Raw genomic sequence first — 25,343 nt, 5'->3', positions numbered from 1 at the left:
GAGAGGGAGGATGCTGAAGGTGTGCAGTTCCTGCCTTCGGCCCATCGTGGCTGAAGTGGCGGTGCACTTCCTCTGTCCCCAGTGTGGGGAGGAGGAGATTTGGAGGTGCAGGAAGTGCAGGAAGCTGAGCAACCCCTACAGATGTTCGAAATGCGGTTTCGTCGGTCCTTGAGGTGAGGGAATGGGGAAAGTGGCCGTGACCGTGAGGGTAATGCCTGAGGGAACGGAAGTGAACCTGGAAGAGTTGGAGAGGAAGATAAGGGAGCTGGCGGAAGTAGTCTCCCTCTCTAGGGAACCCATAGCCTTCGGGTTGGAGGCCCTCCTCCTCGTGGCCGTCGTTCCCGATGCGGCCGGAGGCACCGAGCCCTTGGAGAGGGCCCTCCAGTCCCTTCCCGGCGTGGGGAGCGTGCAGGTGGTAGGAATAACCTTGGTCTGAGGTGGGAAGCTGAAGCTCGATCCGAAGGTGACCTCTCTTTATCCCGGCTTCTTCTGCGGTTACGCCCTCGTAACGGGTTTGACCGTAGAGACCTCCGTGGAGGCCCTCGAGGGAAAGGTCAGGGAGTTGGTGGAGAACTACAGGGGAAGGGAGGGGGCGCTGGAGGGTCTTCTACCTTACATGGAATTCCTCAAACGTATGGGGGTGGAGGAGACCTCCTTTCCCCTCAGGCTCTGGATGGAGAGGATACTGAAGGGAGAGTTTCCGGGAAGGAACAACAACGTGCTCGATTCCTGCGTCCTGGCTTCCCTAGAACACCTAGTCCCCCTCAGCCCGTTTGATCTCCTGAAGTTGAAGGGGGAGGTGGAGGTGACCCTTTCGGCCGGGGATAGGCCCCTCATCCTTCAGGACGGTTCGAAGGTGGTTCCCCCCGCGGGAGAGGTGATCCTCAGGGATCAGGAGAGGATCCTCTCCTCCTACAGCAGGGGAGAAGGAACGGTGGCCAGGGTGGGTTTCGAGACCTCGGGCGTGATCTTTGTAGCCTGGAATGCCCCCGGGATCCCACGCCAGAAGGTGGAGGAGGTCCTGAAAGCTGTCGCCACCTACGCCCGCAGGTACTGTGGGGGCCACGTGGAAAAAACGGAAGTTCTGGGATAGAGGAAAACGGGTAAATCCGGCTGGAGGAGGATCACGCTGGAGCTTTCAGGTTGGAAGAGGATGTTCGCCCCAAGCATGAGGACTCCCGCTTTTCTGGCCTTCACCATCAGGTGATAGAGGGCGGGATCCGCCCTCCCGTTGGGAAGGATTCCCCTAATCCCCTCCAGGCTCGTCATGAAGAAGAGGGCAACCTTTCTTCCCTCCCCGGAAAGCCTGATCAGTTCCTTAAGGTGTTTCCTTCCCCTTTGGGTGGGACAGTCCGGATAGGAAGCGAACTCTCCCAAGCGCAGGACGGCGCTCTTGAGCTCCACCACCAACTCTTTCCCGTTCCTGACCAGCTCGTAGTCCAACAGGGCTCCGTCCGTCCTGAGATTCCTCCTCCTCACCCGATATCCCTTGAGGGAGGGGAGCGAGTCCCGCTTCAGGGCCTCCTCGAAGGCCCTAGCCTGGAGGGCCGTGTCCACCACACTCCCGTGGGTTCCCTCCTCCATCGCGAAGAGCCTGTAGGGAAGCCTGCCCGAGCCCGGCAGGCAGTATCCCTTCCTCCCTCGGATTAAAAACTCCTCCAACCTTCCCGTGTTGTTGAGGTAGGCCCTGCTCTTCCTCCTCCCCACAAAGACTTCTACCGTGAAGCGGTTGACCCTCCTCCACACTTGGCACTCCAGAACCCCTCCCAGTCTCAGGAGTTCCATTATTTCTTCAGCCTGAGGATGGCTTCCGCCAAGTTTCCCCCCGTCCTCTTCAGTTCCTCCCTGACCTCCTGCTCGCTTGCTCCGGTCTGTTCTATGACCAGCCTCACATCCTCCTCCGGAAAGACCATTTCCCTCCTTTCCTCTCCCGAGACTTGATAGGTGCGCATCCCCCCTATCTCGGTGAGGAGGACGGTGGGATGGGTGAGGACGATTTCCTCCTTCTTGGTCCTTATCCTGACCTCCTCCACCTCCTCCAGTTCGGTGGTCTTCATTCCCATCTGTCGCATGAGTTTGTCCAGTTGTCTTCGATCCAGCTTTCTAGGGAACACCCATCCCCCACCTCACCTTCACCGCCTTTCCCTGCTTAAACACTTTCATTTCCTCCCCGCTCAGGAGGGCGGTGCCCGTCGCGAGCAGTTTGTTGGAGGGACTCACCACCAGGACTTCTTGTTTGGGTCTTATCAGGGGGTCGGCATCCTTTACATGCTTGGCGAAAACCGTTCTCCCTTTCTCCACCGCCGGTACGGCCTCTTCCACCACCGTCACCCTCAACCTTCCGGGGGGCAGAATCCCGTGGAGGATCCTGGCACCTTCCCTGTGGGGTAGGATGAAACCATCCGTGGCCCTTACCGCACAGATGGGTTTCTCCCCCCTCCAGACCTGCCTGATCCTCCCCTTGCTCACCACCACCTTCAGGCCCGGGGGAAAGAGGTGATCCCCCACCCCTTTTCCGAACTGATAGTTCGCCACGGCTTTGAGCTTCAACAGCTCCCTAGGGGTGGGCTCCCTTATCATCCCCAGACCTCAGATGTAGGGACTTTCCTCGGAGGTGGGTTCTAGGCCCGAGGGCGCCCTGAGATCGGGAAGACCCGTGACGTACTTTTCCAAGTTCTCCACTTTCAGGTTCAGTTCATAGACCTCGGAGAGAAGCCTTAGGATGTGGGAGGAAGCTTCCAAATCCAGCAGCCCCCCATGGGTGGCCCCCATCAGGCAGATCCCCTCCCAGCCCCTCAGTCCTGCCAGGCCTATCAGCAGTCCGTTCATCCCCACGATCATTCCCCCATCCAAGGCCACGGCCCCCTTTTCCCAGAACTTCTTGAAGGCAGCCGGGTTCGTGGCGGCGGCGAAGACACCCTTCTTCCTCTCGTGGGGGGGAAGGACGTAGGCCGCCATGGTTATTACCGTGTTCACACCGTAGTCCTTTACCGCATCCAGGAGCTGGTCCGAGAGCTTGTACTGTCCGAAGGGGGAGATGGCCTGGGCATCCGAAGTGGCCAGGATCAAGTTTTTTCCCTTGGCCTTCGTTCGATAGAGCCTTATCTTGAAGGCACTTATGCCGCTTCCTTCCCTGAGCACCCACTCGGGAAGGTAGGAGGAGTAGATTTCCATGAAGGGTTTGGCCTTCAGCTCCTGGATCAAGAACTCCGCCGACACCCTGCCCACGTTGGCTATGCCGGGGAAGCCCGCTATGAGGAGAGGGGCCCGAAAGTTCCGGCGATCTATCCTTTTCACTAAGAGCATCAACCTTCTTCGTCTGTGGGGATTTATACCGGAAGGGTGGTGGATAGGGATATGAAGGGAAGGGCCTTGGAGTATGTGTGAGGCCCGTTCCCGTGGGTGGAGGCGAGATTTCGGTAATGCCCCTCGCCTTCGAGAGCTTGGGAGTGAGGGGAATGTCCCTCTACCTGAAAACGGAGGATCTGGAGATGGTGGTGGATCCAGGGTCCTGTTTGGGTCCTAGGTTTGGCTTGACCCCGCACAGGAGGGAGTATCTTGCCCTTTCCTCCTCCAGGGAACTCATCCAGAGGATGGCCAGGAGGGCGGAAGTCCTGACGGTGAGCCACTTCCATTACGATCACTACCTTCCCCCCTTCGAGAACTGGCTCTGGCTCTGGAGCTCCCCTTCCCTGGCCGAGAGGCTTTACAGGGGAAAGGTTCTCCTGATGAAGGATTTTTCTTCAAAGGTCACTCCCTCCCAGAGGAAGAGGGGTTATCTCCTGCGTAAGTTCTGCTCCGATTTGGTCAGGGAAATGGAGGTGGCGGACGGGAAAAGGTTCAGGTTCGGGGAAACGGAGTTGGAGTTCTCCGACCCCGTTCCCCATGGGAAGGAAAGCTCCAGGATGGGTTATGTGCTCATGCTCTCCGTGAAGGTGGGGAGGTGCCGGGTGGTGCATGCCCCCGATATACAGGGTTTTCTCTCCCCTCCCTCCCTCTCCTTCATCCTGAGGGGTGAACCGCAGCTGGTGGTGGTGGGAGGTCCTCCCCTTTACCTCCGTGGAATAGTGGGGGAGGAGAAGCTGGAGGAGGCCCTCGCGAGCCTTAGGAGGTTGGCCAGAAAGGTTCCGCTCCTGGTGGTGGATCATCACCTTCTACGTTCCCTTGACTACCCGGAATACCTCCAGAGGCTTAGGAAGGAGGCCGAGGAGAGGGGAAACAGGGTTTGCACGGCGGCGGAGCTGGTGGGGAGGGAACCCGAACCCCTCGAAGCCAGGAGGAAGGAACTTTACGGGTTGGAGCCAGAGGGTGTTCGCCCTTCCCACTCCTCGTAGAGTTCCTCGTACGCCCTTTCCACTTCCCTCCTCCACTTCCTCCCCCAGTGCTCGAGGATCCTGCGGAGTTTCTCCATCCTTCCGGAGGAAAGTTCCCTGTCCAGCTCCTCCATTATCCCGACGAGCTTCCTCCTTGCCTCCTTCGAATGGGGATTGAGGAGCTGGATTTCCCCGCAGAGGAGGGGATCGGAGGCTAGGGAGGCCCTAACCAGCTGGAGGAGGGAGGAAAAGAGGGGGGTGGATAGTTTCTCCTCGAACCCGAGCTCCCCTAGGGCCTCGGCGCAGGAGAGGAGGAGGAAGTGGGTGAGGGCCTGGGTGACGGCCATGAACCTGTCGTGTTCCTCCGCCCCCATCTCCACCACCCTGGCACCCTTCGAGGAAAGGAAACGGGTGAACTCCTCATATCTCCTCCCAACCTTTACGGGAACGGAAATCACCGTTTTGTTTTTCAAATCCTTCGCACCTGGCCCGAAGAGGGGATGGAGGGAGGCCAGTTCCATTCTCCCCTTCACCCCTTTCATGGTGCGTACCACCTCTCCCTTCACCGAAGCTATGTCCATCAGAAGCTTCTCCTCCCCCACCATTCCCGCCAGCTCCTCCACCACCTGAGGAGTCTTGGAGATGGGGACTGCCACCAGCAGGATTTCCGCCTTTTCCCCAAGCTCTTTGAGGGTGGCCACCCTGCATCCACCAATTTTTCTGGCGAGTTCCTCCGCCCTCTTGGGGAGGAGGTCGAAGAGGTATACCTCCCATCCTTCCCTCCCCGCGAGCGAGGCGAACCAACCCCCCATCGCCCCGGCTCCAGCTATGCCCAGCTTCAGGATCCCATCCCCCTCCGCAGGGCCCTCCTCATGACCTCTAGGGGTGCCCTTTTCCCCGTGAAGATCCTGAAGGAGAGGGCAGCTTGGTAAAGCAGCATTCCCAAACCGTTCTCGGCTTTGGCCCCAGCCCTCTTGGCTTCCTTCATGAGCTCGGTCTCGGGCGGATGGTACACCAGGTCCATCACGAAGAGCTCGGGATGCATCAGCTCATGGGTCACCAGCGTTCCGCCCCTTTGGTCCATCCCGACGGGCGTGGCGTTGATCAGCACATCCGCCGAGCGGAGGGCTTCACGCAACTCGGCCCTCTCCAATCCCCCCCATTTTACCTCACCACCCTTCTTTCGGAGTTCGGAGGCTAGTCCCTCGGCCTTGGAGACGGTCCTGTTGAGGAGGGTGAGCTCCACTCCCTCCTTCAAGAGGGAAAAGGCGAGGGCCCTGGCCGCTCCCCCCGCCCCCAGCAGGACCACCCTCCTTCCCTTCAGGGATCCGAGCCTTTCCCTGAGGAACCTCACCGCCCCCTCCCCATCCGTGTTGAAGCCCTTCAGCTTTCCTCCCTCGTTCTTCACGGTGTTGACCGCCCCCACCTCTTCCGCGGAAGGATCCAGTTCGTCCAGGAGGGGAAGGATGGCGGTCTTGTGAGGGAAGGTCACGTTCAGGCCACCTATGCCCATCGCCCTCACCCCCAGAAGGGCCTCCTTCAGCATGGAGGAGGGAACCCTGAGGGCCACGTAGACGCAGTCGAGCCCGAGATGGCGAAAGGCGGCGTTGTGCATGGGTGGGGAGAGGCTCCCTTCGACGGGATCTCCTATGAGGGCGAAGACCTTCGTTTTGGAGGAAATCATACCATCATCTCCAGAAGGCGCTTGGTGGTCTTCACATCCAGCTGTCCCGGGGCGGTGGGTCTCCCCACCGAAGCATAGACCAGAGGTGAGCCGAGGAGGGCGGAGAGAATCCTGCTCAAGGTGCCCACTTCCCCCATGGCGAAGGAGATGAGGGGAACGGAGAGCCTTGCCCTGTGGAGGAACTCCAGCACTCTAATGACCTCCTCCGTTTCCCTGGCGAAGGTAACTACCTTCACCAGATCCCCCACCTTTTCCATCCTCCTGGCCATCCTCAAGAGAGATGGGAGGGGAGGGGTACCGGAGAGTTCGTGATGGGAGAGGAGGATAGAGGTTCCCTTCTTCTTGGCTTGGGAGACGACCTCACCGAGCAGCGGGGAGGGGGTGGAGAATTCCAAGTCGAGGCAGGGGACGTCCCGTTCCATCCCCTCCAGCAGCCTTTCCACCCTCTCCTCTTCCCTCCCACGGAAGAGACCCCCTTCCCTCCTAGAACGGCAGGTGAGGATGATGGGAAGACCTCCCCCCAGCAACCTCTCCCAGTCCGGCTCCTCCTTCAGTCCATCCAACCTGAGCTCCACCAAATCCGCCCCCATCCTCTCAGCCCTCCTCCTTCCCCTCACCATTTCTTCTACCGTGGATCCCATCACGGAGCCACAAACGGCGGGTGTTTTCAGTTCCTTTCCACCCAGCCGCAGGACTCCGGTCAGGTCCCTCACCTCTCGATCACGAATTCTTCCACGGCCATGCCGAAGTGTCTCCCCTTTCCGGAGAGGTGAACGAGGACCTCGTCTCCCTCTCTGAGCTTGGTCACGGAGATGGGTTTCCCGTCCTTGCCCACAAGGTTTATGGTCTCGGCATTCTGTAGCACCACTTTCAAGTTCCTTCCACCCACTTCTGCCTCCACGAGCACCAGCGGTCTCCTCTCTATCTTGACCCTTCCCACCACCTCCGCCCTAGCCCTTCCCGACGTATCCACCACCAACACCTCCTCCCCCGAGGAGAGTTCGGAGAGGTATTTGGTCTTCCCCCCCGGTACCATGATGTAACCGTGCACCGCACCGGCGTTCACCCTGAAGGGACGGGTTTCCACGAATTCGCTTTTGAGGGTCTCGGAATGGACGAGGAACATTCCTTCCGCCTGGCTTCCCACGAGCATTCCCTCTCCCTCCCTCAGGATGGAACAGGTATCCACACATGCCCTGTCACCCGAGCCCACGGCCTTTACCCCGATCACCTTCGCGGGAATGAGTTCCACCCTCCCCAACCCCATGCCCCGGATCACCTCTCCCGTCTTCTTCACCTCCAGGGGTACCTCCGGGTCCAGCAGGATTCCGTCGGCTCCCAACTCCAGGGTCTCCAGCGCGATCTTGGCTTCCTCGGCGCTCTTCACGAGGGCCAGTAGCCTTCCCCTCCCGTGGAGGGCGGCGATGAGGTTCTCGAGCGGTATGATCTTCCAGTCTTTCCCCCACACCACCAAGTAGTCCACCCCCCTCGCAGCCTTGACCGCCATCCCTTCGGTTTCCTTGTCCCTGATTTCCACCAGGAGGGCGGTTTCCTTCCCCCTTTTCCTGGCCTCTTCCACCAGGCCCTCCGCCTTTCCCAGCTCCGTGGGGGAGGGGACCCTGCACAGGAGGATATCCGTCTGTGGCACCAGTTCTTCCGTGATGATTTTGATCACCCCCTTCTCCCTTGCCCTTTCAGCCTCCCTGCTGGGGACGAGAAGGGCCTCCGCTCCGGCCTCAAGGGCCGCGGAGAGGATGGAGCCATCTAGGCTTCCCTCCTTCTCCGCCCTGACCCAAAAGAGCTTACGTTTCAAACCCTTCACCGCTTGAGTTCTTCCAACGCCTCTTCCACGGACCAGTTCTCGTGCACGATCCTGCAGAGGGCCCTCACCATCTTTTCGGGGTCTGGGTGCTGGAACACGTTTCTTCCTATGGAAACCCCTATGGCACCGGCTTCGATGGCGTCTTTGGCGAGTCTGAGCACATCGGCCTCCGTTTCCAGTTTGGGTCCTCCGGCTATCACCACCGGGACGGGGCATCCCCTGACCACCTTCCTGAAGGAATCGATATCCCCCGTGTAGACGGTTTTCACGATGTCGGCCCCCAGCTCCGCCCCCACTCTGGCTGCATGGGCCACGGCGACGGGATCGTGCTCGCTCTTGACCTTGGGTCCCCTCGGGTACATCATGGCGAAAAGGGGCATGCCCCATAGTTCGCAGGTCTTCGCCACCTCCCCGAGGTGGGTGAGCTGTTCCCCTTCGTTTTCCGCCCCCACGTTGATGTGGACGGAAACACCATCCGCTCCCAGCCTTATCGCCTCCTCCACCGTGGCCACAGGGACCTTGCAGTTGGGATTGGGTCCGAGGGAAGTGCTTCCCGAAAGATGAACGATGAGTCCTATGTCCCTTCCATATCCCCTGTGTCCCGCCCTCACTATCCCCTTGTGCAAGACCACCGCGTTGGCTCCTCCCCTAGCCACCTTGTCTATGGTCTCCTCCATGTTTTCGAGTCCCTGAAGGGGTCCCATGCTGAGTCCATGGTCCATGGGCACGATGACCGTTCGCTTGGTCTTGCGGTCGATAATACGCTCCAGCCTTATGCGTTTGCCCAAGAGGGACATCCTGCCACCTTCTTACTCCTTCCACGGGAGGATTAAAAAGTTCACAGAAGAAGAGTTGGAAAGAAAAAAAGAAAGTTTATTTCGCTCAGTAGATTTTTACCTTATAAATATGTCCTGAGGGTGTGTGCTTGATCTGGAGCTCGTCCCCGGAGGTTGGTGTTGCACCTCCAAAGTCCGTTAGAGTGACCGATTCACCTGGGCTCAAATCCCCTACGCCGTCTCTCCAACTCCCTGCCGTACCCGTGCGGGGCACGATACGATACTGCCAGTCCACCTGTTTAATGGTGCCGCTCCCGACGTCTACTTCTAACGTGATGGTGTTATCGGAGAGGGTGGCTCTAAAAGTCATGGCGGGAAAACCTCCCATTCTTGTGACGTAGTAAACAGCTCCAGCCACCACGATGAGCACTGCGGCCAGGATCAACAGGTACTCAATAGCGCCTTGGCCCTTTCTTCCCCACATTTTAACACCATTTTAAGGTTTTTTAAATGGACATTATAAAGTTTCCGAGAGCTCTTTTTCACCGAGTTTTTAGCTTGGGAGGGAAAGAAAATTGATGATGCACGTGATTTCCTTTGCTTCTGGTAAAGGTGGGACGGGCAAGACCATGGTGGTGGCTAATCTTGGGATATGTTTGGCGAAGAGGGGGAGGAAAGTGGTCGCACTGGATGCGGACCTCACCATGGCCAATCTCGGTCTTCTTTTTGGCCTGGAAGAAAGGTTCACCCTTCACGATGTCCTTGCGGGAAAGGCGGAAACGGAGGAGGCCCTCCACGAGGTCTTCCCCAAGCTGGAAGTCCTGCAGGGAGGTCTCTCCCTGAAGGACATAGGACAGATTAGGTTAGAGCGTTTGAAAATAGTGGTGAGGAAGCTCGCGAAAAGAGCGGATTACGTGTTGATAGATTGTCCCTCTGGTTTCGAGCAGGACTTCATCACCGCCCTTACGGTTTCCTCCCAGATGGTTTTGGTGATCAACCCCGATCCCCTCTCCGTAGCGGAGGCCATGAAGGTGAAGAGGATGGCGGAAAAGTTCAAGGTCAGGCCTCTCGGTTTGGTGGTGAACAGGGTGGTGGGGAAGGACACGGACCTTCCCTTGAGGGAGATAGAGGGGTTGTTGGAACTTCCACTGCTGGGGACGATACCGGAGGATGAGGAGGTGGCCAGGTCATTAGCCAGCGGTAGGCCAGTGGTCCTTCAGGCCCCAAAAGCACCCTCCTCCAAGGCCCTGGAAAGGATAGCCGAGGTTATCCTGAAGGGCGGTTGAAAAATGTACCTCTTTATAGAGGTTTTGACCATTTTTTAAAGGGGGATATGAAAAAGGAAGTTCTGGAATTGCGTCGCCGTCTAGAGGTGGCTGAGAAGGAACTTCGTCGTCTTTCCAAGTTCGAGTGGGATTACACCAAGAGACTCTGGAGGTTTAGCCTCTTCTCTTGGTTTGTAGGGGTATCTTTCTTCTTCTTGTTGGTATATGCCTACGAGCCCTCCCTCCTCCAAGAGCTTCCGGAGGCCCTTCCCCTCCTCGCGCTCGCCGCCGCTGCTCCCCTTCTGGCGACTCTCTACTTCGTGGGGAGGTTGGAGGGAAGGGTCAAGAGGTTGGAGCGGAGTAGGGAATTGCTCCTTTCCAGGTACAGGAAGGCCCTTCTAGAACACTTTGAGGAGGCTAGCTGAGCCTTCTGCTCAGTTTCTCCGCCAGCTCGGTTAGGGATTTGGAAGCAGGAGAGCGCGGATAGAGTTCCAGAAAAGGTTCCCCCTTCCTCCAGGCCCTTCTCACGTTTAGATCCTCGGGTATCTCCCCTAGGATGGGAAGATCCAGCAGGCGTTTTATTTCCCCGGCAGGAAATTCATAGTCTTTTCCCCTTACCCTGTTGAGCAAAATTCCCTGGGGGCGAAGGCCCAGGAACTCGAGCAGGACCTTGGTCCTCAGGGTGTCGGAGAGGGAAGTTATTTCGGGGAGGGTGAGCAGCAGGATTTCCTGTCCCGTTCTGAGGGTGGCCACCGTTTCCTTCCTCAGGCCTCCGGGAGTATCGATGAGCATGAACTCCACCCTTTCCCCGAGGGAGTCCAGGGTGGGGGGGAGCCTGTTCCAGTCCACGCCCCTAAGATCCCCCGAAGGGCTCGAGGGGACGATCTTCAGTCCGTGCGGACCCTCATATATGGCGTCGGAGGGAGGGATCTCTCCCCTCAGGACATCGTTGAGGGTGTAGGGTGCCCTCTCCAACTTGAAGAGCAGGCCGAGGTTTGGGGAGGAGAGACAGGCATCCACGAGGAGGGTGGACCTTCCTTTTTTTGCCAGAGCCAAACCCAAGTTGGCGGTGATGGTGGTGCGGCCAACACCCCCTTTTCCAGAAGCCAGGACAATCCTTTTCATGAAAACCTCTTTCTTCTCTCCTTTACCATAATTTTTAAATAGCTCTTCAGGTATCTTATTCGTTATGCCGGCAAGTGCTCGTAGGATAGGCGTTTTTCTTTGCAAATGCGGGGGAAACATCTCCGACTTCGTGGACTTGGAGGAAGTGAAGAAGGCCGTGGAGAAGATCGATGGAGTAGTGGCGGTAGAAGTGGATGAGCACTGGTGTTCTTCGCCTGCCGGGAAGAGGATAAAGGAAGTGATAAAGGAGAAGAACCTTGACAGGGTGGTCATCGTAGCCTGCACCCTCAACATGCATCAACCCCACTTCATGGAAGTGCTGCAGGAGGCTGGTCTCAATCCCTATCTCCTGGAGAGGGTGAACGCCAGGGAGCAGTGCTCTTGGGTTCACAAGGACAATCCCAAGGAGGCCACCCAGAAGGTCATCGACCTCGTGAGGGGAGGAATCGCTAGGGCCAGGTACCTCTCGGAGCTCTCCCCCATCGTGGAGAAGGTGAACAAGAACGTGGTGGTGGTGGGGGGAGGAGTGGCGGGGATCATCGCCTCCCTCGAGCTGGCCTATGGGGGCCACCGCGTGTACCTGGTGGAAAAGTCTCCCACCATCGGTGGGAGGATGGCCAAGTTCTCCAAGGTCTTCCCCTCCCTAGACTGTGCTTCTTGCATCCTCACCCCCAGAATGGCGGAGGTGGAGTCCCACAAAAACATCACCCTTCTCACCTATTCCGAGATCCTGGAGGTGAGCGGCTCCGCCGGTAACTTCAAGGTGAAGATCCTCAGGAAGCCCAGGTATGTGGACGCCGCCCTTTGTACGGGCTGTAGGGATTGCACCACGGTTTGTCCGGTGAAGGTGCCCAACGAGTGGAACATGGGGATGGATAAGAGGACTGCCATCTACATACCCTTCCCCGAGGCCGTTCCCAGGATCGCGACCGTGGATGAGGCCAACTGTCTTTACTTGAAGTACAGCAAACCCGGAAAGCCGGTATGTGGGAAGTGCGTGGAAGTCTGTAAGGCCAAGGCGATAAACTTCGAGATGAAGCCCGAAGTGGTGGAGGTGGAGGCGGGGGCCATCCTGCTCACGATCGGTAGCGAGGTCTTCGATGCCAAGAAGGTTCCACAGCTCGGATATGGTCTCTACAAAAATGTCATCACCAGCATGGAGTTCGAACGCATGATCAACTCCGACGGTCCCACCGGTGGGAAGGTGATAAACCCCGTTACCGGGGAAACCCCAAAGGTGGTGGCCTTCATACAGTGCGTGGGGAGTAGGGATGAGAAGTATAATCCCTATTGCTGCAGGATAGGATGTACGGCCTCTTTGAAGCATGCCGTTCTCTTGAAGGAGTACGTGAGCAAGGACATAGATGTCTACATTTGCTATAACGACATGCGCACGGTGGGGAAAGGTTTTGAGGAGTTTTACAGGAGGGTTAGGGACCTTGGGGTAAAGTTCATCAGAGGCCTCCCCTCCGAGGTGAAGCAGAAACCCGACGGATCCCTTACCTTCAACGTTTTCGATACCACCACCGAGACCCTTTACGAGGTCAACGCCGATCTCGTGGTCTTGGCCATAGGGCTGACACCAACCCCAGATATAGAAAAGATGGCGAAGCTCCTGAAACTCTCCAGGGGTCATGACGGTTTCCTGCTCGAGGCCCACGAGAAGTTGAGGCCGGTGGAGACCCTCACCGAGGGCATTTTCGTGGCCGGCAGCTGTCTGGGTCCCATGGACATCCACGATGCCACCTCTGAGGCCATGGCCGCGGCTTCGAAGATCATGGGCTTCCTGGCGGCAGGAGAAATTGTGAAGGAACCCATCGTAGCCAAGGTGAACGAGGACCTTTGTAGCGGGTGTAGGGTTTGCGTTTCGGTATGCCCCTTTGATGCCATCAAGATGGAGGACAGGGGAGAGGGTAAGTTCGTGGCTAAGGTGGAGGAGGTGCTTTGCAAGGGTTGTGGGCTCTGTGCAGCTTCCTGTCCGACGGCAGCCATCACCACCCAGCACTTCACGGATGAGCAGATAAGGGCCCAGGTGAGGGGCATCTTGGTGGGAGTATGAGCGAGTTCCAGCCGAAGATAGTGGCCTTCTGCTGCAATTGGTGTTCCTATGCGGGGGCGGATCAGGCGGGTCTCAGGAGGCTGCAGTATCCACCCACGGTGAGGATCGTGAGGCTCATGTGTAGTGGGAGGTTGGATCCCGTCTTCGTGCTGGAGGCCTTCAAATACGGGGCCGACGGGGTGCTGGTAGCTGGATGTCATACCCCCACGGACTGCCATTACACCTCAGGGAACTTCAAGGCCGAGCGCAGGGTCCTTCTCCTGAAAAAAGTTCTGGAACAGATGGGCATAGAGCCGGAGCGTCTGAGGCTGGAATGGATCTCGGCCTCCGAGGGGGAGAAATTCGCGAAGGTGGTGGAGGAGATGACCCAGCAGCTGAAGCAGCTGGGTCCCAGCCCCCTCAGGAAGTCCTGAGTCTCTGGGCAGCGGAGACGGCTTGACCTACGGAAATTCCCCCATCTCCCGGCGGGAGGAGTTTATGCCTTAGGAAGCTCAGTCCCCTCCTCTCCACTTCCCTCCTCACCTCCACCGTGAAGTACCTATTGCAGAAGACCCCTCCCGAAACTCCCACCACCTCTATTCCCTTCTCTTCCGCCGTTTCGCAGGCCACCTCTGCCAGGGCTAGGGCCAGGGCTTTATGGGCGGAAGCCGCCACGTGTTTCCTCGGTACTCTCTTCCTCATGGCTTCTACCACCCCTTCGAGCAGGGAAGAAGTGTCTACCACCTTCCCGGAGCGTTCGCATGGGAGGCGGAGGGTGTCGGGATCACCTTCCCCCGCTGCAGCCTCAAGTTTCATAGCAGGTTCCCCCTCGTAGGTCCTCTCCCAGCAGAGGCCCAGGAGACAGGAAATGGCATCCAGCACCCTCCCGCAGCTGCTCGTGAGGGGGAGGTGACCCCTCTCCAGCTGTCTCAGCACCACTTCCCTCTCCCTTTCCCCCTTTGGGAAACCCGCGGGACAGAGTTCGGCCAGAATCCTCTCGGTTTCCTCCCTTCCCAACCTCCTCCAGAGGATGCCCGCCACCATCCTCGCCGGGAACTTCGTAGCAGCGTCTCCTCCGGGCATGGGTTGGGGCTGGAGTCCTCCCACCCTCTCGAAGGTGGAGAAGTCAGCGACCATCACCTCCCCTCCCCAGACCGTTCCATCCGTTCCGTAACCCGCTCCATCGCACGCTATTCCCACCATTTCTTCCACCCCTCCCTCCGCCATGAGGGAACAAAGGTGTGCGTGATGATGCTGGACCCCCACCCTCTCCGCCCCCCATTCCTCCGCCCACTCTCCCGCCAGCCTGGTCGTGGGATAGAGGGGGTTGAGGTCATGTGCCACCGCCTCCACCCTTTCCACTCTAAGGAGCTTCCCGAGGGAAGCCACGGCTTCCCTGAGGTAGGCGAGCGTCTCCAGCTTTCCGGTATCCCCAATGTGCTGGCTTGGGAAGCACCTGTTTCCCAGGAGGAAGGATGCGGTTACATTTTCCTCCGCACCCACCCCCAGCACTGCCTTCTCTGAGGAGAAGGGGAGGACGATGGGTTCGGGAACGTACCCCCTCGAGCGCCTGAGGAAGATGGCTTCTCCCTCCACCACCTTGAGCACGGAGTCGTCACACCTGTTCACGATCCTTCGGTTGTGGAGGAGGAGGTAATCCACCTTCCCCCTGAGCTCCCTGAAGGCTTTCTCGTTCTCCACGATCATGGGAAGGCCGGGTGGGTTGGCACTCGTCATCACGTAGGCCGGTTCCCTTCCGTGGTGGAGGAGGAGGAGATGGATGCCGGAGTAGGGGAGCATCACCCCCACGGAATCCAGGCCGGGGGAGACAAGCTCGGAGAGGGGGAAATCCCTGGAGCGTTTGAGGATCACGATGGGGCGGCGATGAGAGGTGAGTTCCCTCGCCTCCTCCTCGCTCACCTGTGCGAACGTGCGCACGGTTTCCAGGTCCCTGGACATAACCGCAAAGGGTTGCTGGGGACGACGAAAGGTCGCCCTCAGCCTCCTGAGGGGTTCGTCCTCCACCGTTCTGCAGGCCAAGTGGGTTCCCCCTATTCCCTTTATTCCCACGATGAAGCCCTCGTCCAGCAGTCTGGCGGTTTCCCTTAACGGGTCCCTCACCTCCAGCCTTCTCCCTCCCCCTTCGTGGAGTTCATGGAGTTCCAGGCTGGGACCACAGGAAGGACAGCAAGTGGTTTCGGCATGGTAGCGTCTATCGGAAGGATTCGTGTATTCTCGGAGGCAGGCGGGACAGAGGGGGAAGTCCACCATCGAGGTCCTTTCCCTGTCGTAGGGGAGATCGAGGATCACCGTGAAACGTGGACCGCAGTCGACACAGGTGGTGAAGGGATAGGCGTATCTTCTGTCCATGGGATTCAACATCTCCCTTGTGCACTCCTTACAGACCGCCAGATCGGGAGGGATCACGGAGGGACCGCCCAGGCCCTCTATTCTGCTTTCCTCCACCTTGAAACTCCGGAACTCACCCGTGGGGGAGGTCCATTTCACCCTCACCTCCTCTATCCTGGAGAGGGGTGGGGCTTCCCTTCTCAGGGAGGAGAGGAACTCCTCTATTTCTTCCCTCCCCCCCTCCACCACGATCTGTACCCCCGCATCCCCCATGTTCCTCACGAAGCCCAGCAGACCGTATCTCTGCGCCAGCCTGTAGACGAAGGGTCTGAAACCCACTCCCTGGACCACTCCCGTGACCCCTATTTCCGCCCTGGATGCCATCCTCATCCCTTCAGGTACTCCTCCACCACCTTTCCGACATCGGAGGCGAAGGAGGTCGCGAGAAGTCTTTCCACGTTGCCCAGGGCCTCCTCCACCTCGGGGTCATACCTTATCCATCCGAGCAGTCGCACGCCTTCCCATTGGGAAGGGGAAGAGGAGAAGTTCTCCACTATTCCGGCAATCCTTCCACCCGCCCCCTTAAGGCCCTCTATCATCCTCTCCACGCTCTTCCTGGAGAGCTTGGAAGGCGTGGTGACCACTAGGAACTCCGCCCCCTTCAGGAGTCTGAGGACTTCCAAGAGCTCGTCCCCACTCCCCGGTGGCATGTCGATCAGGAGGTAATCCAGCCTTCCCCAGCGGGTGAGGGAAAGGAGGTCGAGGAGGGAGGAGGTTATCCCCCCCTTTCTGAGGAGGAGGGGGAGGTCGCCTGAGAAGTGGACCACCGAGAGGAACTTCACCCCCTCCACGTCGGGGGGTATCAGACCCCTTTCCTCGAGGGGCTCTCCCCTTTTGCCCAAGATGAGGTGCACGGAGGGATTGTGGAAGTCCAAATCTAGGAGTCCCGTCGAATATCCCCTCCTCGACAGGAGGAGGGCCATGGTGGTGGAGAGGAGGCTCTTCCCCACTCCCCCTTTGGAACTGACCACGGGAAGAACGACTCCCAGTTCGGGAAGCCTTTTCCTCAGGGCGGCCTCCCTCGGATCTATTTTTCTATCTCTAACGAGTTCACCCATACTCCCCTTCCTCCTTTGATTTCCAAATCCAAGCCCCCACACCTCGGACATCTGAGGAAGAGGGGAAGGAGATCCGGGAGGAAATGTAGGGCCTCCTCCTCCATGCTTCCCCTTTCCGGTGACCACTCGAACCCGCAGGACCTGCAGCCCACCCTTCCCTTCTCCCTCTCGAAGGTTATCTCCGCTCCCTCGAGGATGGTTCCCCTTGAGAGTTCCTCCAGGGCGAACCTGAGGAGTCCCTCCTCCACTCCCTGAATTTCCCCCAGGACGACCCTAAAGCCCGTGATCCTCCTCGCCCCTTCCTTCTTTCCCCTCTCCAGCAGGGCCTCCACTATTCCCTCCGCTATTGCCCACTCGTGCATTGATTAAGGAGGGAGGGAAGAAGGCTAAAACCTTTTTTTCCCGGGTGGTGAGAGGGAGGTGCTTGGTGGAGAGAATAACGATGGCTCACGGGGCGGGTGGTACGGCCATGAGGGAGCTCATCAAGCAGCTCATCGTAGGGGAGCTGGGTGGAAGCGGGGTGGAGGTTCCGCTGGAGGCGCTGGACGATTCCTCCGTGGTGAACGACATCGCTCTCCATTCGGACTCTTCCACGGTCAAGCCCCTCTTCTTTCCGGGTGGGGACATAGGGAGGCTTGCTGTCTCGGGAACGGTGAACGATCTGGCCGTGATAGGGGCTAGGCCTTTGGCCCTGACCTGCGGTCTCATCGTGGAGGAAGGTTTTCCGCTGGAGGATCTGCGCAGGATCCTGAGGAGCGCCTCCGAGACCTGTAAGGAAGCAGGGGTCCACATCATAGCGGGTGACACGAAGGTAATGGAGAAGGGGGCCCTGGACCAGCTGGTGATCAACACCTCCGGGATAGGGATAAGGGGGGAAGAACTGGAGCACAACCTCAGGGAGGTGAGGAAGTACAGGAAGATGGAGAGCAGGTGGTTGTTGGATTCGAACCTCAGACCGGGGGACAAGATCCTGGTGTCGGGAACGGTGGGGGATCATGGGGTGGCCATTCTCTCCGCCAGGGAGGGCTATGGGTTCGAGACGGAGGTGAAGTCGGATGTCGCACCCCTCAACCACATGATAAGGGAGATCCTGGAGGTGGGCGGGATAGTGGCCATGAAGGATCCCACCCGCGGGGGTCTTTCGAATGCCCTCAACGAGTGGAGCGAGAAGTCCGGGGTGGGGATCCTCCTCTGGGAGGAGAGGATACCGATAAGGGAAGGGGTGAGGGCGGCCTGCGAGATGCTGGGGGTGGATCCTCTGGAGATGGCCAACGAAGGGAAGGTCGTGATAGGGGTGGTGCCCCAGAAGGCGGAGGAGGTACTGGAGGCCCTCAGATCCACGAGGCTGGGAAAGGAGGCGGAGCTGATAGGAGAGGTCACGGATGAGTTCAGGGAAGTGGTGATGGAGACCTCTCCCGGAGGGAAGAGAATCCTGCCTCCCCCGTACGGGGATCCGGTACCGCGGATCTGCTGAGGTTCAGGGGAGCTCGGTGGGCTCCAGCAGCCGGTTGTCCATCCTGCGCACGAGCGTGAGCCATTCGGGCATCAGTCTCTGCCATTCCTCCGAGCCCAGGAAGTCCTCCCAGAATTCCTCCCTCTTTTCCCTGCTCTCGAAGGCCAACATGTAGGTGACCTCTTCCTCCTCCACCACCTTGGCCTCCCCATCCAGGTCCACCACTTCCCTGTACTTCGTGATCCAGTGTCCCACGGGTTCTCCCCTTCCCCTGAGTTTTTCCGCCCCCAGCGGCATGGCCTTGTCCCTGTAGAAGAGGAGGAAGTCCCGCAGCTTTCCCTGTCTCACCGTGTAGCTCCTGAGTTCGTAGATCAAACCATCCCACCCGGAGGTTTCGCTGGCCCTATCCCCCTCCCCGCCAGGATGCCACCGTCTATCACCAGTGTGATGCCGGTCACGTAAGAAGCCTCATCGGAAGCGAGGTAGAGGGCACCGTAAGCGGCGTCCCAGGCCGTTCCTATCCTCTTCAACGGTATCATCCATTCGAGCACCTTCCTGCGTTCCTCCGTCATGATGGGTGCCACCATGGGTGTGTCCAGGAAACCGGGGGCTATGCAGTTCACCCTGATGTTATATTCCGCCAGATCTATGGCCATGCTCCTCGTCATGTTGATGATGGCGGCCTTCGTGGTGGCGTAGGTGAGGCTGGGATGTCCAGTCAACCCGGCTGCCGAGGAGGTGTTGATGATCACCCCTCCTCCACCCTTGATCATATGGGGAACGGCGTACTTGGACATGAGGAAGATGCTCTTCAGATTGGTGGTGACTACCGCGTCCCAGTCCTCTTCCGTGGTGTCGAGGAGCCCGAAGGGTGTGGCTATTCCCACCACGTTGTGGAGGATGTCGAGCTTCCCGTAGGTGGAGACAGCGGTTTCCACGATCCTTTTGGCATCCTCGCTCTTGGTGAAGTCCCCTTGGACCACGATGCCTTCGCCTCCCCTCTCCTCGAGCATCTTCAGGGTTTCCTTGGCGGCGTTCTCGTTGATATCGGCGCAGACCACCTTGGCCCCTTCCTGTGCGAAGAGGATGGAGGTTGCCCTTCCTATCCCTATTCCCGGTCCACTGGAGCCTGCTCCCGCGATGAGGGCCACCTTTCCCTTCAACCTCATTTTCCCAAGACGAACTGGGTTTTTCCCTTCTTATCCCTTGGCTAAAAGTCCACCCTCTTTCCCTCGTAGGCGTAGAGGAAGAGCTTCCTGCAGTCCGCCTCATCCGGTACCCTGGGGCTAGTGAAGATCCCCGTGCTCTGCATGGCTTTCCTCACCAGCTCCTCCAGCCTGCTTTCGAATTCTTCCCTCTTTATCCCCAGTTCCCTGATCGAGAGGGGTTCTCCCAATCTCCTGATCAGGTTCCTCACTTCCTCAAGCAACTTCTCCGCCGCTTCCTCCTCCGTTCCCGCCCTTATTCCCGCCGCCCAAGCCAGCTCCGCCAGCCTCCCCTTCACGGTCCCAAAGGCGTACTCCAGCCCGTAGGGAAGGAAGAGTCCCACCGTTCTTCCATGGGGTATGTGGAACACCGCTCCAAGGGAATGTCCCATGGCGTGGATGAGGCCTATCTGGGAGTTGGAGAAGGCCATGCCGGCCATCGTGGCTGCCACGTGCATTTTGTCCCTGGCCTCCATGTCGTTACCGTTGGCGTGGGCCCTGGGGAGGTAGGTGAAGGCCAGCTGGATGGCCTTGAAGGCCAGGGCATCGGAAAAGGGATTGCTCCACTGGGAGAGATAGGCTTCGAAGGCGTGGGCCAGCACGTCCATCCCCGTGCTGGCGGTGAGGGAAGGAGGCATCTTGGAGGCCAGTTTGGGATCCACGATGGAGAGATCGGGAAGGATCTCCCTCGAGGCCAGCTCCACCTTGAACTCCTCCTCTCTGCTGGTGATGACGGCTGCCCAGGTGGCATCCGATCCCGTACCGCTGGTCGTGGGGATACACACGAGTCTGGCCTTCTTCCTGAGTCCAAGTTCCGTCATTGGGGTAATGTCCTCTATCCTGAGATCCGGTCTTTCGTACATGACCCAGATGGCTTTGGCGGCATCCATGCAGGAACCTCCCCCCAGCCCCACGAACCAGTCGGGAGAGAATTCCTTGGCCAGCTCAGCACCCTTCATCACGGTTTCCTTGGAAGGCTCGGGTTCCACTTCGTCGAAGACCAGAACCTCCATGCCGTTTTTCTTCAGGCGTTGGACAATTTCTTCCACGAAGCCCAGCTTTTTGATGTTTTGATCCGTCACCAACATGGCCCTGTTTCCTTTCACCGTTTCCAAGGCGTCCAAGGCATCCTCGCCAAAAGCCACCTTGGGTGCCAGGAACCACCACACCGGTATCCTTCTCCCTCGATGAGGGTTCATAAAAGTCTTTTCGCGACCGCGAGACGGGTCTTCACCATGGGTTCCGGAGTTGAATTCAAGTGATTCGATTTCTAGCCAGTGTGAATCACGGAGTCATCCTTCAGTCTTCCGAGGTCCCAAAAAGGTGCCGTGTTTCTAACAATTGATATAAGGAAAGAGGTCGCAACTTTATAAAGATGGGCACGAAAAAGGGGGGGAAGAAAGAAAATCCTTTCAGTAAGAATCCCGTTTTGCGGGAGTTTATCAAAAGAGTGGCAGGAGAGAATGGACTGCTCATCCTTTCCAAGCTTTGGGGAAAACAGCTGACGGATGAGGAATTGGCGAAGCTCACCCGCCTCAGGGTCAACTTGGTAAGGAAGATCCTGTACGACCTGTACGAGAACAGGGTGGTCAACTACCACCGCTTCAGGAATGAGGACAACGGCTGGTACATCTATCGCTGGTATGTGGAGATGGAAGGAGCACTGGAGAACCTCCAGTCCATCAGGCAGGAGCTCCTTAGGAAACTGGAGGAGAGGCTGGAATACGAGAGGGGGCATATGTTCTTCTCCTGCAAAAACAACTGCCCCCGCATGACCTTCGAAGAGGCTTCGGAGCATGAGTTCAAGTGTCCCCACTGCGGGGAGACTATGGAGTTCATGGATAACAAGCAGATCATAGCCAGTTTGGAAGCCCAAGTGGAGGAACTCAAGCGTCAGTGGGGTGAAAAACTTCAAACCAACTCGTGAGGAGGCCCTCTCCCTCTTGAGGGAAGTGGGTTGCGGGGAGGGGGTGATAAGGCACTGTTTGGCGGTGGAAAGGAAGGCCCTTGAGCTGGCCGAATTGGTGAGCAGGAACGGGGTGAAGGTGGATAGGGAGCTGGTGGGGATAGGTGCCCTTCTCCACGACATAGGAAGGTCCGTGACGCACGGGATAAGACACGGGGTGGAAGGTGGGAGAATTCTGAGGGAAAAGGGCTTTCCCGAACTCTCCCGTTTCGCGGAGAACCATCTGGGAGCTGGAATACCGAAAGAAGAGGCGGGGGAACTGGGGTTGCCCGAGAGGGATTTCCTACCCCTCACGGTGGAGGAGAAGCTCGTGACATATGCTGACAAACTAATAGAGGGGGAGGACGAGGTGGGGTTCGAAGAGATCCTCGAGAGGTTCAAGCGGGAACTGGGACCCACCCATCCCGCGCTCGAGCGCCTCAGAAAACTTCATGAGGAGATCGTGAGAATGACGGGAGGGAGAGGTTGAGGTACAAGGTGAGAAGCCTCAGGCTGGCCTCCAACGGGAGGAAGAGGGTGGAGTGGGCGAGGGAGCACATGCCCGTGCTGGCGGAGATAAGGAAGGAATTCTCCCGCACCAGACCCCTTAGGGGACTGAGGGTGGGGGCAGCCCTTCATGTGGAGGCCAAAACCGCCGTTCTGGTCCAGACGTTGAAGGAAGGCGGGGCCGAGGTCTCCCTCGCCGGTTGCAATCCCCTCTCCACGAAGGATGAAGTGGCGGCTGCCCTCGTCAAAGAGGGTGTGAGTGTCTACGCTTGGAGGGGTGAGAGCAGGAGGGATTACTACCAGAATCTCAGGAGGGTGATCGCCGACCGTCCCCAGCTGCTGATAGACGACGGAGGGGACCTGGTTTCCGAGATTCACTCGGCTGGGGTGGAAGGGGTGATAGGAGGATGCGAGGAAACCACGACTGGGGTCCTGAGGTTGAAGGCGATGGAGGCCCAGGGGAAGTTGAGGTTTCCCGTCATCGCCGTGAACGATACCCCCACCAAGAGGCTCTTCGACAATCGCTTCGGCACGGCGGAATCCACCCTTCAGGCCCTGATGTCCATCACCAACATGCAGGTGGGAGGGAAGAAGGTAGTGGTGGTGGGTTACGGACATGTGGGTAGGGGGATAGCCTCGAGGGCCAAGGGGTTGGGAGCGCTGGTGACGGTGGTGGAGACGGATCCCGTAAGAGCGCTGGAGGCCGTCATGGATGGTTTTTCGGTCAAGAACCTGGAGGAGGCCTGTCCGGAAGGGGACATCTTCATCACGGCCACGGGGAGCTTCCACGTGCTCAGGGAAGAGCATTTCAGGGAGATGAAGGATGGAGCCCTCCTTTGCAATGCCGGGCATTTCAATGTGGAGATAGACTTGGAGGCTCTGGAGAGGCTGGCGGTGCGCAGGAGGGAAGTGGTGGAGGATGTGGAGGAATTCAAGCTGGAGGATGGAAGGCGTCTCTACTTGCTGGCGGAGGGAAGACTGGTGAACCTGGCTGGGAAGCTTTCACTGGGACATCCGATGGAGATCATGGACCTAAGCTTTTCTCTCCAGGCCCTGAGCCTGGCTTACCTGGCGAAGCATGGGAAAGAACTGAGGCCGGGTGTGCATGAGGTGCCCAGGGAAATAGACAGGAGGGTGGCAGAACTAAAGCTGAGGCTCATGGGGATCAAACTAGAGAGGCAGACGGAAGAGCAGCGAAGATACCTGCAGTCCTGGGAAGCCGGTACCTAGAGGAGTTTGTAGACCAGGTCCTTTTCCCTAGCCCTCTGGACCACCTTCAACCCTATCGATTGCCCCGCCTTGGCCGACTGAACGTTCTGGTGCTCGATCTGCATGGATTCCACCACCTGCTGGAAATTGGTGGTGGGTCCCTCGATCGAGATCCTGTCCCCCACCTTCAGTTCATCCGAGAGGTCCACCACGGCCACGCCTATTTTTGTGAAGTAGTGGGTCACCCTTCCCACGAGTTTCTTCTCCATTTCTCCCATTCCCCTTCGGTCGCATACCTTTTAATCCTACCGCCTTTTTACCCTTCTTTCCCAGGAGGAGGGAGGTACTTGGAGCTCCTCGAGCTGATGGAGAGGCTGGGAAGGCTGAAGGGTGTGGAGAGAAAGGGATGGGTGCTCAGGGGTTTCTCCCCGGCGGAAGATGTGGCCCAGCATTCCTTCGAGGTATGTTCCCTTTCCCTCCTCCTCTCCCTTGAGCTGAAGGGAAGGGTGAACTTGGAGAAGGTCCTGACGATGGCCGTCCTCCACGACTGGCCAGAAGCCCTCACCGGAGACCTGCTTCCCTCCTCCCCAGAGAAAAGGGAAAGGGAGGAGAGGGCGCTGGAGGAGATGGTGGGGGACAGGGAGTGGGGAAGGAGGATAGGGGAACTCTGGAGGGAGTACAGGGAAGGGAAGACCCTGGAGGCGAAGGTCGTCCAGTTGGCGGATGGACTCTCCGTTCTTCTCCAATGCGTCAGGTATGGAGGGGGGAAGGTGCCGGAGGGGTTGAGGGACCTCTGGGAGGAAGTGGGGAGGAGGATCAGGAACCTCCTCCGCGACCTCCCCGAGTTTTCCTACCTCCTTTCCTGGATGGAGTCCCGAAGAGTTTCCGATACTTCTCCAGGAACTCCTCCATTCCCTCCGAAGGAGGATGGGGAAGAACCTTGGAGGGGGGACGGAGGGGGAGGAGGGAGAAGAGTTTCCCCGTGAGGGGAAGATAGAGGAAGAGGAGGAAAACCGTTCCGAGGTCCGAAATCCCCAGCATCCTAGAGGTGGCGAGGGAAGCGCAGGAGACCGTCCATCCGGCCATCGTGAAGAGGAGCAAAGCCCTGTTCCTGGAATATCGGTAGTAGGTGAGCGCCCTTCCCCCCATACCCATCATCACCGCTTCCAGTCCCAGGAAGGGGGAGCCGAGGAAGAGGAGCAGGTGGAAGGAGTTCATCCCCTTCCCTCCGAGGGACAGACTTCGGCCAGCGGGCACTTCCCACACCTGGGGTACCTAGGCAGGCAGATCTCCCTTCCGAAGAGCACCATCCCCCTGTTGAGCAGGTGCCACTTCTCCACGGGAAAGAGTCTCTCCAGAGTCTCCCTCACCTCTTCAGGCTTGGCCCCCTTCCTGACCAACCCCAGCCTCTTGCTTATGCGGTTCACGTGCGTGTCCACGGGTATGGCTGGCTTTCCCAGACCGTAGCAGAGGACCACATCGGCTGTTTTGGGCCCCACCCCGGGGAGTTCCATCAGGGCCTCCCTCGTCTCCGGAACCTTCCCCCCGTACCTCTCGAGGAGGATCCTGGAGGTCTCCTTCAGGCGCCTGGCTTTCTGGTCCGCCAGTCCCACCCCCCTGATCAGCCTCTTGAGCTGCCGGAGGGGAAGGGAGGAGAGCTGGGAGGGGGTGGAAGCGACGGAGAGGAGGGAGCGCGAGGCCTTTTCGGTGTTCTCCTCCCTCGTCCGCTGGGAGAGGATGCAGGAGACCAGCACGTGGAAGGGATCGGAGTACCATCTTTTCCCGATCTCCCTTCCGTACCTCTCCTCCAACAGTTTGAGGAGCCTCCCCCTCACCTCAAGAGTTCGCATATCCTTTTGGCCAGAGCGTGGTAGCACATGTCCACCCCCGCCTTTCCCGTCACCACGTTGAGCACGTAGTCCTTACAGCTACACATCGAGCGCACCACCTCGTATTCGTCCGTTTCCCCCTTCACGAACCATCTTCCCCCCCTCCTCACCACCCTCCCCTCCTTCACCGCCTGGAGGGCATGCTTTCCCCTCTTACCGTACACCCTTACCACTTCCTCCTCCAGCTCGGGGGTGAGCCTTCCCTCCTCCCTCAGCCTGGAGAAGAGGGAGTCCCTCCTTTCCCTCCACTCCTCTTCGGTTCCTCCCCTCTCCACCCTCACCCTTTCACCCACCCCGATCTTCCCGAGCACCTTCGGATCCCCCCTCACCCTCCCTATCACGTTCACCGGGCTGTATGCCACGGGTTTCTCGTCCTCGCTGGCAGGGGTGGGCCCGAAGAAAAAGCAAAGACATCCACCCTCCGGCCAGTAAGCCACCTCCCCCACCTCCACCTCCCTCCTAGCCTTTTCCTCCCCCATCTTCACGGGCACTTCGAAGTAAATTTCCTCCCCCCACTTCTTGGCCCTCCCCTCGAAGGGCAGGGCCTTCCAGAGGGCTTCCTCGGTGAGGGGATTCTCCCCTGTGAGCTCCACCTCCACCACTCCCGCCGATTCCGTCCTAACCCTCAGGAGGCGCATGTTCCCA

At 58.7% G+C, this 25,343-nt stretch carries 33 protein-coding genes; 13 read left to right on the top strand and 20 right to left on the bottom strand.

What is annotated here, in order from left to right:
- Positions 1-10: 10 nt before the first annotated feature.
- The 3 genes from QXG22_03445 to QXG22_03435 are packed head-to-tail and all read left to right on the top strand — an operon-like array spanning position 11 to position 1,093.
- Positions 11-172, top strand: a complete 162-nt coding sequence (locus QXG22_03445; protein MEM0359052.1) for a zinc finger domain-containing protein — start codon at positions 11-13, stop codon at positions 170-172.
- Positions 173-181: 9 nt separating this feature from the next.
- A complete protein-coding gene (locus QXG22_03440; GenBank protein ID MEM0359051.1) occupies positions 182-436 on the top strand; it encodes an elongation factor 1-beta in 255 nt (84 codons plus the stop codon).
- Between the two features lie 27 nt (positions 437-463).
- The gene (locus QXG22_03435) at positions 464-1,093 is read left to right on the top strand and encodes a phenylalanine--tRNA ligase beta subunit-related protein (protein ID MEM0359050.1); all 630 of its coding nucleotides are present in this window, start codon (positions 464-466) and stop codon (positions 1,091-1,093) included.
- Here the strand turns inward: QXG22_03435 and sfsA are convergent.
- Genes sfsA through QXG22_03415 form a run of 4 tightly spaced genes read right to left on the bottom strand, consistent with a single transcriptional unit; the run spans position 1,039 to position 3,306 of the window.
- The gene (gene sfsA, locus QXG22_03430; protein MEM0359049.1) at positions 1,039-1,785 is read right to left on the bottom strand and encodes a DNA/RNA nuclease SfsA; all 747 of its coding nucleotides are present in this window, start codon (positions 1,783-1,785) and stop codon (positions 1,039-1,041) included. The two genes, QXG22_03435 and sfsA, sit on opposite strands and share 55 nt — an antisense overlap.
- The gene (locus tag QXG22_03425; GenBank protein MEM0359048.1) at positions 1,785-2,114 is read right to left on the bottom strand and encodes a nascent polypeptide-associated complex protein; all 330 of its coding nucleotides are present in this window, start codon (positions 2,112-2,114) and stop codon (positions 1,785-1,787) included. Before QXG22_03425 ends, sfsA begins: the two co-directional genes overlap by 1 nt.
- Entirely contained in the window at positions 2,104-2,580 is a 477-nt protein-coding gene (locus QXG22_03420; protein MEM0359047.1) for a PUA domain-containing protein, read from the bottom strand. Before QXG22_03420 ends, QXG22_03425 begins: the two co-directional genes overlap by 11 nt.
- 9 nt (positions 2,581-2,589) lie before the next feature.
- Positions 2,590-3,306: a PAC2 family protein gene (locus tag QXG22_03415; protein MEM0359046.1), complete on the bottom strand. Its 717-nt coding sequence runs from the start codon at positions 3,304-3,306 to the stop codon at positions 2,590-2,592.
- A gap of 77 nt (positions 3,307-3,383) precedes the next feature.
- On the opposite strand from QXG22_03415, the gene QXG22_03410 reads away from it, so the two are divergent.
- Entirely contained in the window at positions 3,384-4,334 is a 951-nt protein-coding gene (locus QXG22_03410) for a hypothetical protein (protein ID MEM0359045.1), read from the top strand.
- On the opposite strand, the gene QXG22_03405 is transcribed toward QXG22_03410, so the two are convergent.
- The 6 genes from QXG22_03405 to QXG22_03380 all read right to left on the bottom strand — a co-directional run bounded on the left by QXG22_03405 (position 4,289) and on the right by QXG22_03380 (position 9,079).
- Positions 4,289-5,143, bottom strand: a complete 855-nt coding sequence (locus QXG22_03405; protein ID MEM0359044.1) for a prephenate dehydrogenase/arogenate dehydrogenase family protein — start codon at positions 5,141-5,143, stop codon at positions 4,289-4,291. The two genes, QXG22_03410 and QXG22_03405, sit on opposite strands and share 46 nt — an antisense overlap.
- 8 nt (positions 5,144-5,151) lie before the next feature.
- Positions 5,152-5,997, bottom strand: coding sequence for a shikimate dehydrogenase (locus tag QXG22_03400; GenBank protein MEM0359043.1), 846 nt, complete (start codon positions 5,995-5,997; stop codon positions 5,152-5,154).
- A complete protein-coding gene (gene aroD / locus QXG22_03395; GenBank protein ID MEM0359042.1) occupies positions 5,994-6,710 on the bottom strand; it encodes a type I 3-dehydroquinate dehydratase in 717 nt (238 codons plus the stop codon). Before aroD ends, QXG22_03400 begins: the two co-directional genes overlap by 4 nt.
- Positions 6,707-7,819, bottom strand: coding sequence for a 3-dehydroquinate synthase II (locus tag QXG22_03390; GenBank protein MEM0359041.1), 1,113 nt, complete (start codon positions 7,817-7,819; stop codon positions 6,707-6,709). Before QXG22_03390 ends, aroD begins: the two co-directional genes overlap by 4 nt.
- The gene (locus QXG22_03385) at positions 7,816-8,616 is read right to left on the bottom strand and encodes a 2-amino-3,7-dideoxy-D-threo-hept-6-ulosonate synthase (protein ID MEM0359040.1); all 801 of its coding nucleotides are present in this window, start codon (positions 8,614-8,616) and stop codon (positions 7,816-7,818) included. The genes QXG22_03390 and QXG22_03385 overlap by 4 nt, the downstream gene beginning before the upstream one ends.
- A gap of 85 nt (positions 8,617-8,701) precedes the next feature.
- Positions 8,702-9,079, bottom strand: coding sequence for a class III signal peptide-containing protein (locus QXG22_03380; protein ID MEM0359039.1), 378 nt, complete (start codon positions 9,077-9,079; stop codon positions 8,702-8,704).
- 94 nt (positions 9,080-9,173) lie between these two features.
- On the opposite strand from QXG22_03380, the gene minD (QXG22_03375) reads away from it, so the two are divergent.
- Both minD (QXG22_03375) and QXG22_03370 read left to right on the top strand, forming a co-directional pair.
- Complete coding sequence (gene minD, locus QXG22_03375; GenBank protein ID MEM0359038.1) at positions 9,174-9,881, top strand: cell division ATPase MinD; 708 nt, start codon at positions 9,174-9,176, stop codon at positions 9,879-9,881.
- A 47-nt stretch (positions 9,882-9,928) separates the two neighbouring features.
- Positions 9,929-10,285, top strand: a complete 357-nt coding sequence (locus QXG22_03370) for a hypothetical protein (GenBank protein MEM0359037.1) — start codon at positions 9,929-9,931, stop codon at positions 10,283-10,285.
- On the opposite strand, the gene minD (QXG22_03365) is transcribed toward QXG22_03370, so the two are convergent.
- On the bottom strand, positions 10,278-10,985 hold the full coding sequence (gene minD, locus QXG22_03365; GenBank protein ID MEM0359036.1) for a cell division ATPase MinD: 708 nt from the start codon (positions 10,983-10,985) through the stop codon (positions 10,278-10,280). The genes QXG22_03370 and minD (QXG22_03365) overlap by 8 nt on opposite strands.
- Positions 10,986-11,049: 64 nt before the next feature.
- Between minD (QXG22_03365) and QXG22_03360 the strand changes: the two genes are divergently transcribed.
- Positions 11,050-13,044, top strand: a complete 1,995-nt coding sequence (locus tag QXG22_03360; GenBank protein ID MEM0359035.1) for a CoB--CoM heterodisulfide reductase iron-sulfur subunit A family protein — start codon at positions 11,050-11,052, stop codon at positions 13,042-13,044.
- Complete coding sequence (locus QXG22_03355) at positions 13,041-13,457, top strand: hydrogenase iron-sulfur subunit (protein MEM0359034.1); 417 nt, start codon at positions 13,041-13,043, stop codon at positions 13,455-13,457. Before QXG22_03360 ends, QXG22_03355 begins: the two co-directional genes overlap by 4 nt.
- Here QXG22_03355 and hypF read toward each other — a convergent pair.
- Genes hypF through hypA form a run of 3 tightly spaced genes read right to left on the bottom strand, consistent with a single transcriptional unit; the run spans position 13,444 to position 16,852 of the window.
- Entirely contained in the window at positions 13,444-15,762 is a 2,319-nt protein-coding gene (gene hypF, locus QXG22_03350; GenBank protein MEM0359033.1) for a carbamoyltransferase HypF, read from the bottom strand. The genes QXG22_03355 and hypF overlap by 14 nt on opposite strands.
- Positions 15,759-16,490, bottom strand: a complete 732-nt coding sequence (locus tag QXG22_03345) for a P-loop NTPase (protein MEM0359032.1) — start codon at positions 16,488-16,490, stop codon at positions 15,759-15,761. Before QXG22_03345 ends, hypF begins: the two co-directional genes overlap by 4 nt.
- Positions 16,460-16,852, bottom strand: a complete 393-nt coding sequence (gene hypA, locus QXG22_03340; GenBank protein MEM0359031.1) for a hydrogenase nickel incorporation protein HypA — start codon at positions 16,850-16,852, stop codon at positions 16,460-16,462. Before hypA ends, QXG22_03345 begins: the two co-directional genes overlap by 31 nt.
- Before the next feature lie 65 nt (positions 16,853-16,917).
- Here hypA and hypE point away from each other — a divergent pair, with 65 nt between their 5' ends.
- The gene (gene hypE / locus QXG22_03335) at positions 16,918-17,964 is read left to right on the top strand and encodes a hydrogenase expression/formation protein HypE (protein MEM0359030.1); all 1,047 of its coding nucleotides are present in this window, start codon (positions 16,918-16,920) and stop codon (positions 17,962-17,964) included.
- Positions 17,965-17,967: 3 nt separating this feature from the next.
- Here hypE and QXG22_03330 read toward each other — a convergent pair whose 3' ends face one another.
- The 3 genes from QXG22_03330 to QXG22_03320 are packed head-to-tail and all read right to left on the bottom strand — an operon-like array spanning position 17,968 to position 20,317.
- Positions 17,968-18,318, bottom strand: coding sequence for an NIPSNAP family protein (locus QXG22_03330; protein MEM0359029.1), 351 nt, complete (start codon positions 18,316-18,318; stop codon positions 17,968-17,970).
- Complete coding sequence (locus tag QXG22_03325; GenBank protein MEM0359028.1) at positions 18,315-19,112, bottom strand: glucose 1-dehydrogenase; 798 nt, start codon at positions 19,110-19,112, stop codon at positions 18,315-18,317. Before QXG22_03325 ends, QXG22_03330 begins: the two co-directional genes overlap by 4 nt.
- Positions 19,113-19,153: 41 nt before the next feature.
- The gene (locus tag QXG22_03320; protein ID MEM0359027.1) at positions 19,154-20,317 is read right to left on the bottom strand and encodes an iron-containing alcohol dehydrogenase; all 1,164 of its coding nucleotides are present in this window, start codon (positions 20,315-20,317) and stop codon (positions 19,154-19,156) included.
- A 206-nt stretch (positions 20,318-20,523) separates the two neighbouring features.
- Between QXG22_03320 and tfe the strand changes: the two genes are divergently transcribed.
- The 3 genes from tfe to QXG22_03305 are packed head-to-tail and all read left to right on the top strand — an operon-like array spanning position 20,524 to position 22,830.
- Positions 20,524-21,075 (top strand): transcription factor E, encoded by a 552-nt coding sequence (gene tfe, locus QXG22_03315; protein ID MEM0359026.1) that lies wholly within the window; start codon positions 20,524-20,526, stop codon positions 21,073-21,075.
- Positions 21,050-21,583: a TIGR00295 family protein gene (locus tag QXG22_03310; protein MEM0359025.1), complete on the top strand. Its 534-nt coding sequence runs from the start codon at positions 21,050-21,052 to the stop codon at positions 21,581-21,583. Before tfe ends, QXG22_03310 begins: the two co-directional genes overlap by 26 nt.
- Positions 21,580-22,830 carry an adenosylhomocysteinase gene (locus QXG22_03305; protein MEM0359024.1) on the top strand — a complete coding sequence of 417 codons (1,251 nt, stop codon included), beginning with the start codon at positions 21,580-21,582 and terminating at the stop codon, positions 22,828-22,830. Before QXG22_03310 ends, QXG22_03305 begins: the two co-directional genes overlap by 4 nt.
- Here the strand turns inward: QXG22_03305 and QXG22_03300 are convergent.
- Complete coding sequence (locus tag QXG22_03300; protein MEM0359023.1) at positions 22,827-23,078, bottom strand: hypothetical protein; 252 nt, start codon at positions 23,076-23,078, stop codon at positions 22,827-22,829. The two genes, QXG22_03305 and QXG22_03300, sit on opposite strands and share 4 nt — an antisense overlap.
- Positions 23,079-23,156: 78 nt before the next feature.
- On the opposite strand from QXG22_03300, the gene QXG22_03295 reads away from it, so the two are divergent.
- Positions 23,157-23,795, top strand: a complete 639-nt coding sequence (locus QXG22_03295) for an HD domain-containing protein (protein MEM0359022.1) — start codon at positions 23,157-23,159, stop codon at positions 23,793-23,795.
- A 228-nt stretch (positions 23,796-24,023) separates the two neighbouring features.
- Here QXG22_03295 and nth read toward each other — a convergent pair whose 3' ends face one another.
- Both nth and QXG22_03285 read right to left on the bottom strand, forming a co-directional pair.
- Positions 24,024-24,659 carry an endonuclease III gene (gene nth / locus QXG22_03290; GenBank protein ID MEM0359021.1) on the bottom strand — a complete coding sequence of 212 codons (636 nt, stop codon included), beginning with the start codon at positions 24,657-24,659 and terminating at the stop codon, positions 24,024-24,026.
- Positions 24,641-25,336, bottom strand: coding sequence for a cyclophilin-like fold protein (locus QXG22_03285; protein ID MEM0359020.1), 696 nt, complete (start codon positions 25,334-25,336; stop codon positions 24,641-24,643). The genes nth and QXG22_03285 overlap by 19 nt, the downstream gene beginning before the upstream one ends.
- Positions 25,337-25,343 lie beyond the last annotated feature (7 nt).

This window comes from Candidatus Hadarchaeales archaeon (genome assembly GCA_038736355.1).
Classification (GTDB): domain Archaea; phylum Hadarchaeota; class Hadarchaeia; order Hadarchaeales; family WYZ-LMO6; genus WYZ-LMO6.
This window is presented reverse-complemented; position numbering and strand designations above follow the sequence as displayed.

Excerpts from the sequence above, each read along its gene's own strand:
- QXG22_03445 (MEM0359052.1), top strand. The coding sequence starts at position 11 with ATGCTGAAGGTGTGCAGTTCCTGCCTTCGGCCCATCGTGGCTGAAGTG.
- QXG22_03440 (MEM0359051.1), top strand. The coding sequence starts at position 182 with ATGGGGAAAGTGGCCGTGACCGTGAGGGTAATGCCTGAGGGAACGGAA.
- sfsA (MEM0359049.1), bottom strand. The coding sequence starts at position 1,785 with ATGGAACTCCTGAGACTGGGAGGGGTTCTGGAGTGCCAAGTGTGGAGG.
- QXG22_03420 (MEM0359047.1), bottom strand. The coding sequence starts at position 2,580 with ATGATAAGGGAGCCCACCCCTAGGGAGCTGTTGAAGCTCAAAGCCGTG.
- QXG22_03415 (MEM0359046.1), bottom strand. The coding sequence starts at position 3,306 with ATGCTCTTAGTGAAAAGGATAGATCGCCGGAACTTTCGGGCCCCTCTC.
- QXG22_03400 (MEM0359043.1), bottom strand. The coding sequence starts at position 5,997 with ATGATTTCCTCCAAAACGAAGGTCTTCGCCCTCATAGGAGATCCCGTC.
- QXG22_03385 (MEM0359040.1), bottom strand. The coding sequence starts at position 8,616 with ATGTCCCTCTTGGGCAAACGCATAAGGCTGGAGCGTATTATCGACCGC.
- QXG22_03380 (MEM0359039.1), bottom strand. The coding sequence starts at position 9,079 with ATGTGGGGAAGAAAGGGCCAAGGCGCTATTGAGTACCTGTTGATCCTG.
- minD (MEM0359038.1), top strand. The coding sequence starts at position 9,174 with ATGATGCACGTGATTTCCTTTGCTTCTGGTAAAGGTGGGACGGGCAAG.
- QXG22_03370 (MEM0359037.1), top strand. The coding sequence starts at position 9,929 with ATGAAAAAGGAAGTTCTGGAATTGCGTCGCCGTCTAGAGGTGGCTGAG.
- minD (MEM0359036.1), bottom strand. The coding sequence starts at position 10,985 with ATGAAAAGGATTGTCCTGGCTTCTGGAAAAGGGGGTGTTGGCCGCACC.
- QXG22_03360 (MEM0359035.1), top strand. The coding sequence starts at position 11,050 with ATGCCGGCAAGTGCTCGTAGGATAGGCGTTTTTCTTTGCAAATGCGGG.
- QXG22_03355 (MEM0359034.1), top strand. The coding sequence starts at position 13,041 with ATGAGCGAGTTCCAGCCGAAGATAGTGGCCTTCTGCTGCAATTGGTGT.
- hypF (MEM0359033.1), bottom strand. The coding sequence starts at position 15,762 with ATGAGGATGGCATCCAGGGCGGAAATAGGGGTCACGGGAGTGGTCCAG.
- QXG22_03345 (MEM0359032.1), bottom strand. The coding sequence starts at position 16,490 with ATGGGTGAACTCGTTAGAGATAGAAAAATAGATCCGAGGGAGGCCGCC.
- hypA (MEM0359031.1), bottom strand. The coding sequence starts at position 16,852 with ATGCACGAGTGGGCAATAGCGGAGGGAATAGTGGAGGCCCTGCTGGAG.
- QXG22_03325 (MEM0359028.1), bottom strand. The coding sequence starts at position 19,112 with ATGAGGTTGAAGGGAAAGGTGGCCCTCATCGCGGGAGCAGGCTCCAGT.
- tfe (MEM0359026.1), top strand. The coding sequence starts at position 20,524 with ATGGGCACGAAAAAGGGGGGGAAGAAAGAAAATCCTTTCAGTAAGAAT.
- QXG22_03300 (MEM0359023.1), bottom strand. The coding sequence starts at position 23,078 with ATGGAGAAGAAACTCGTGGGAAGGGTGACCCACTACTTCACAAAAATA.
- nth (MEM0359021.1), bottom strand. The coding sequence starts at position 24,659 with ATGCGAACTCTTGAGGTGAGGGGGAGGCTCCTCAAACTGTTGGAGGAG.
- QXG22_03285 (MEM0359020.1), bottom strand. The coding sequence starts at position 25,336 with ATGCGCCTCCTGAGGGTTAGGACGGAATCGGCGGGAGTGGTGGAGGTG.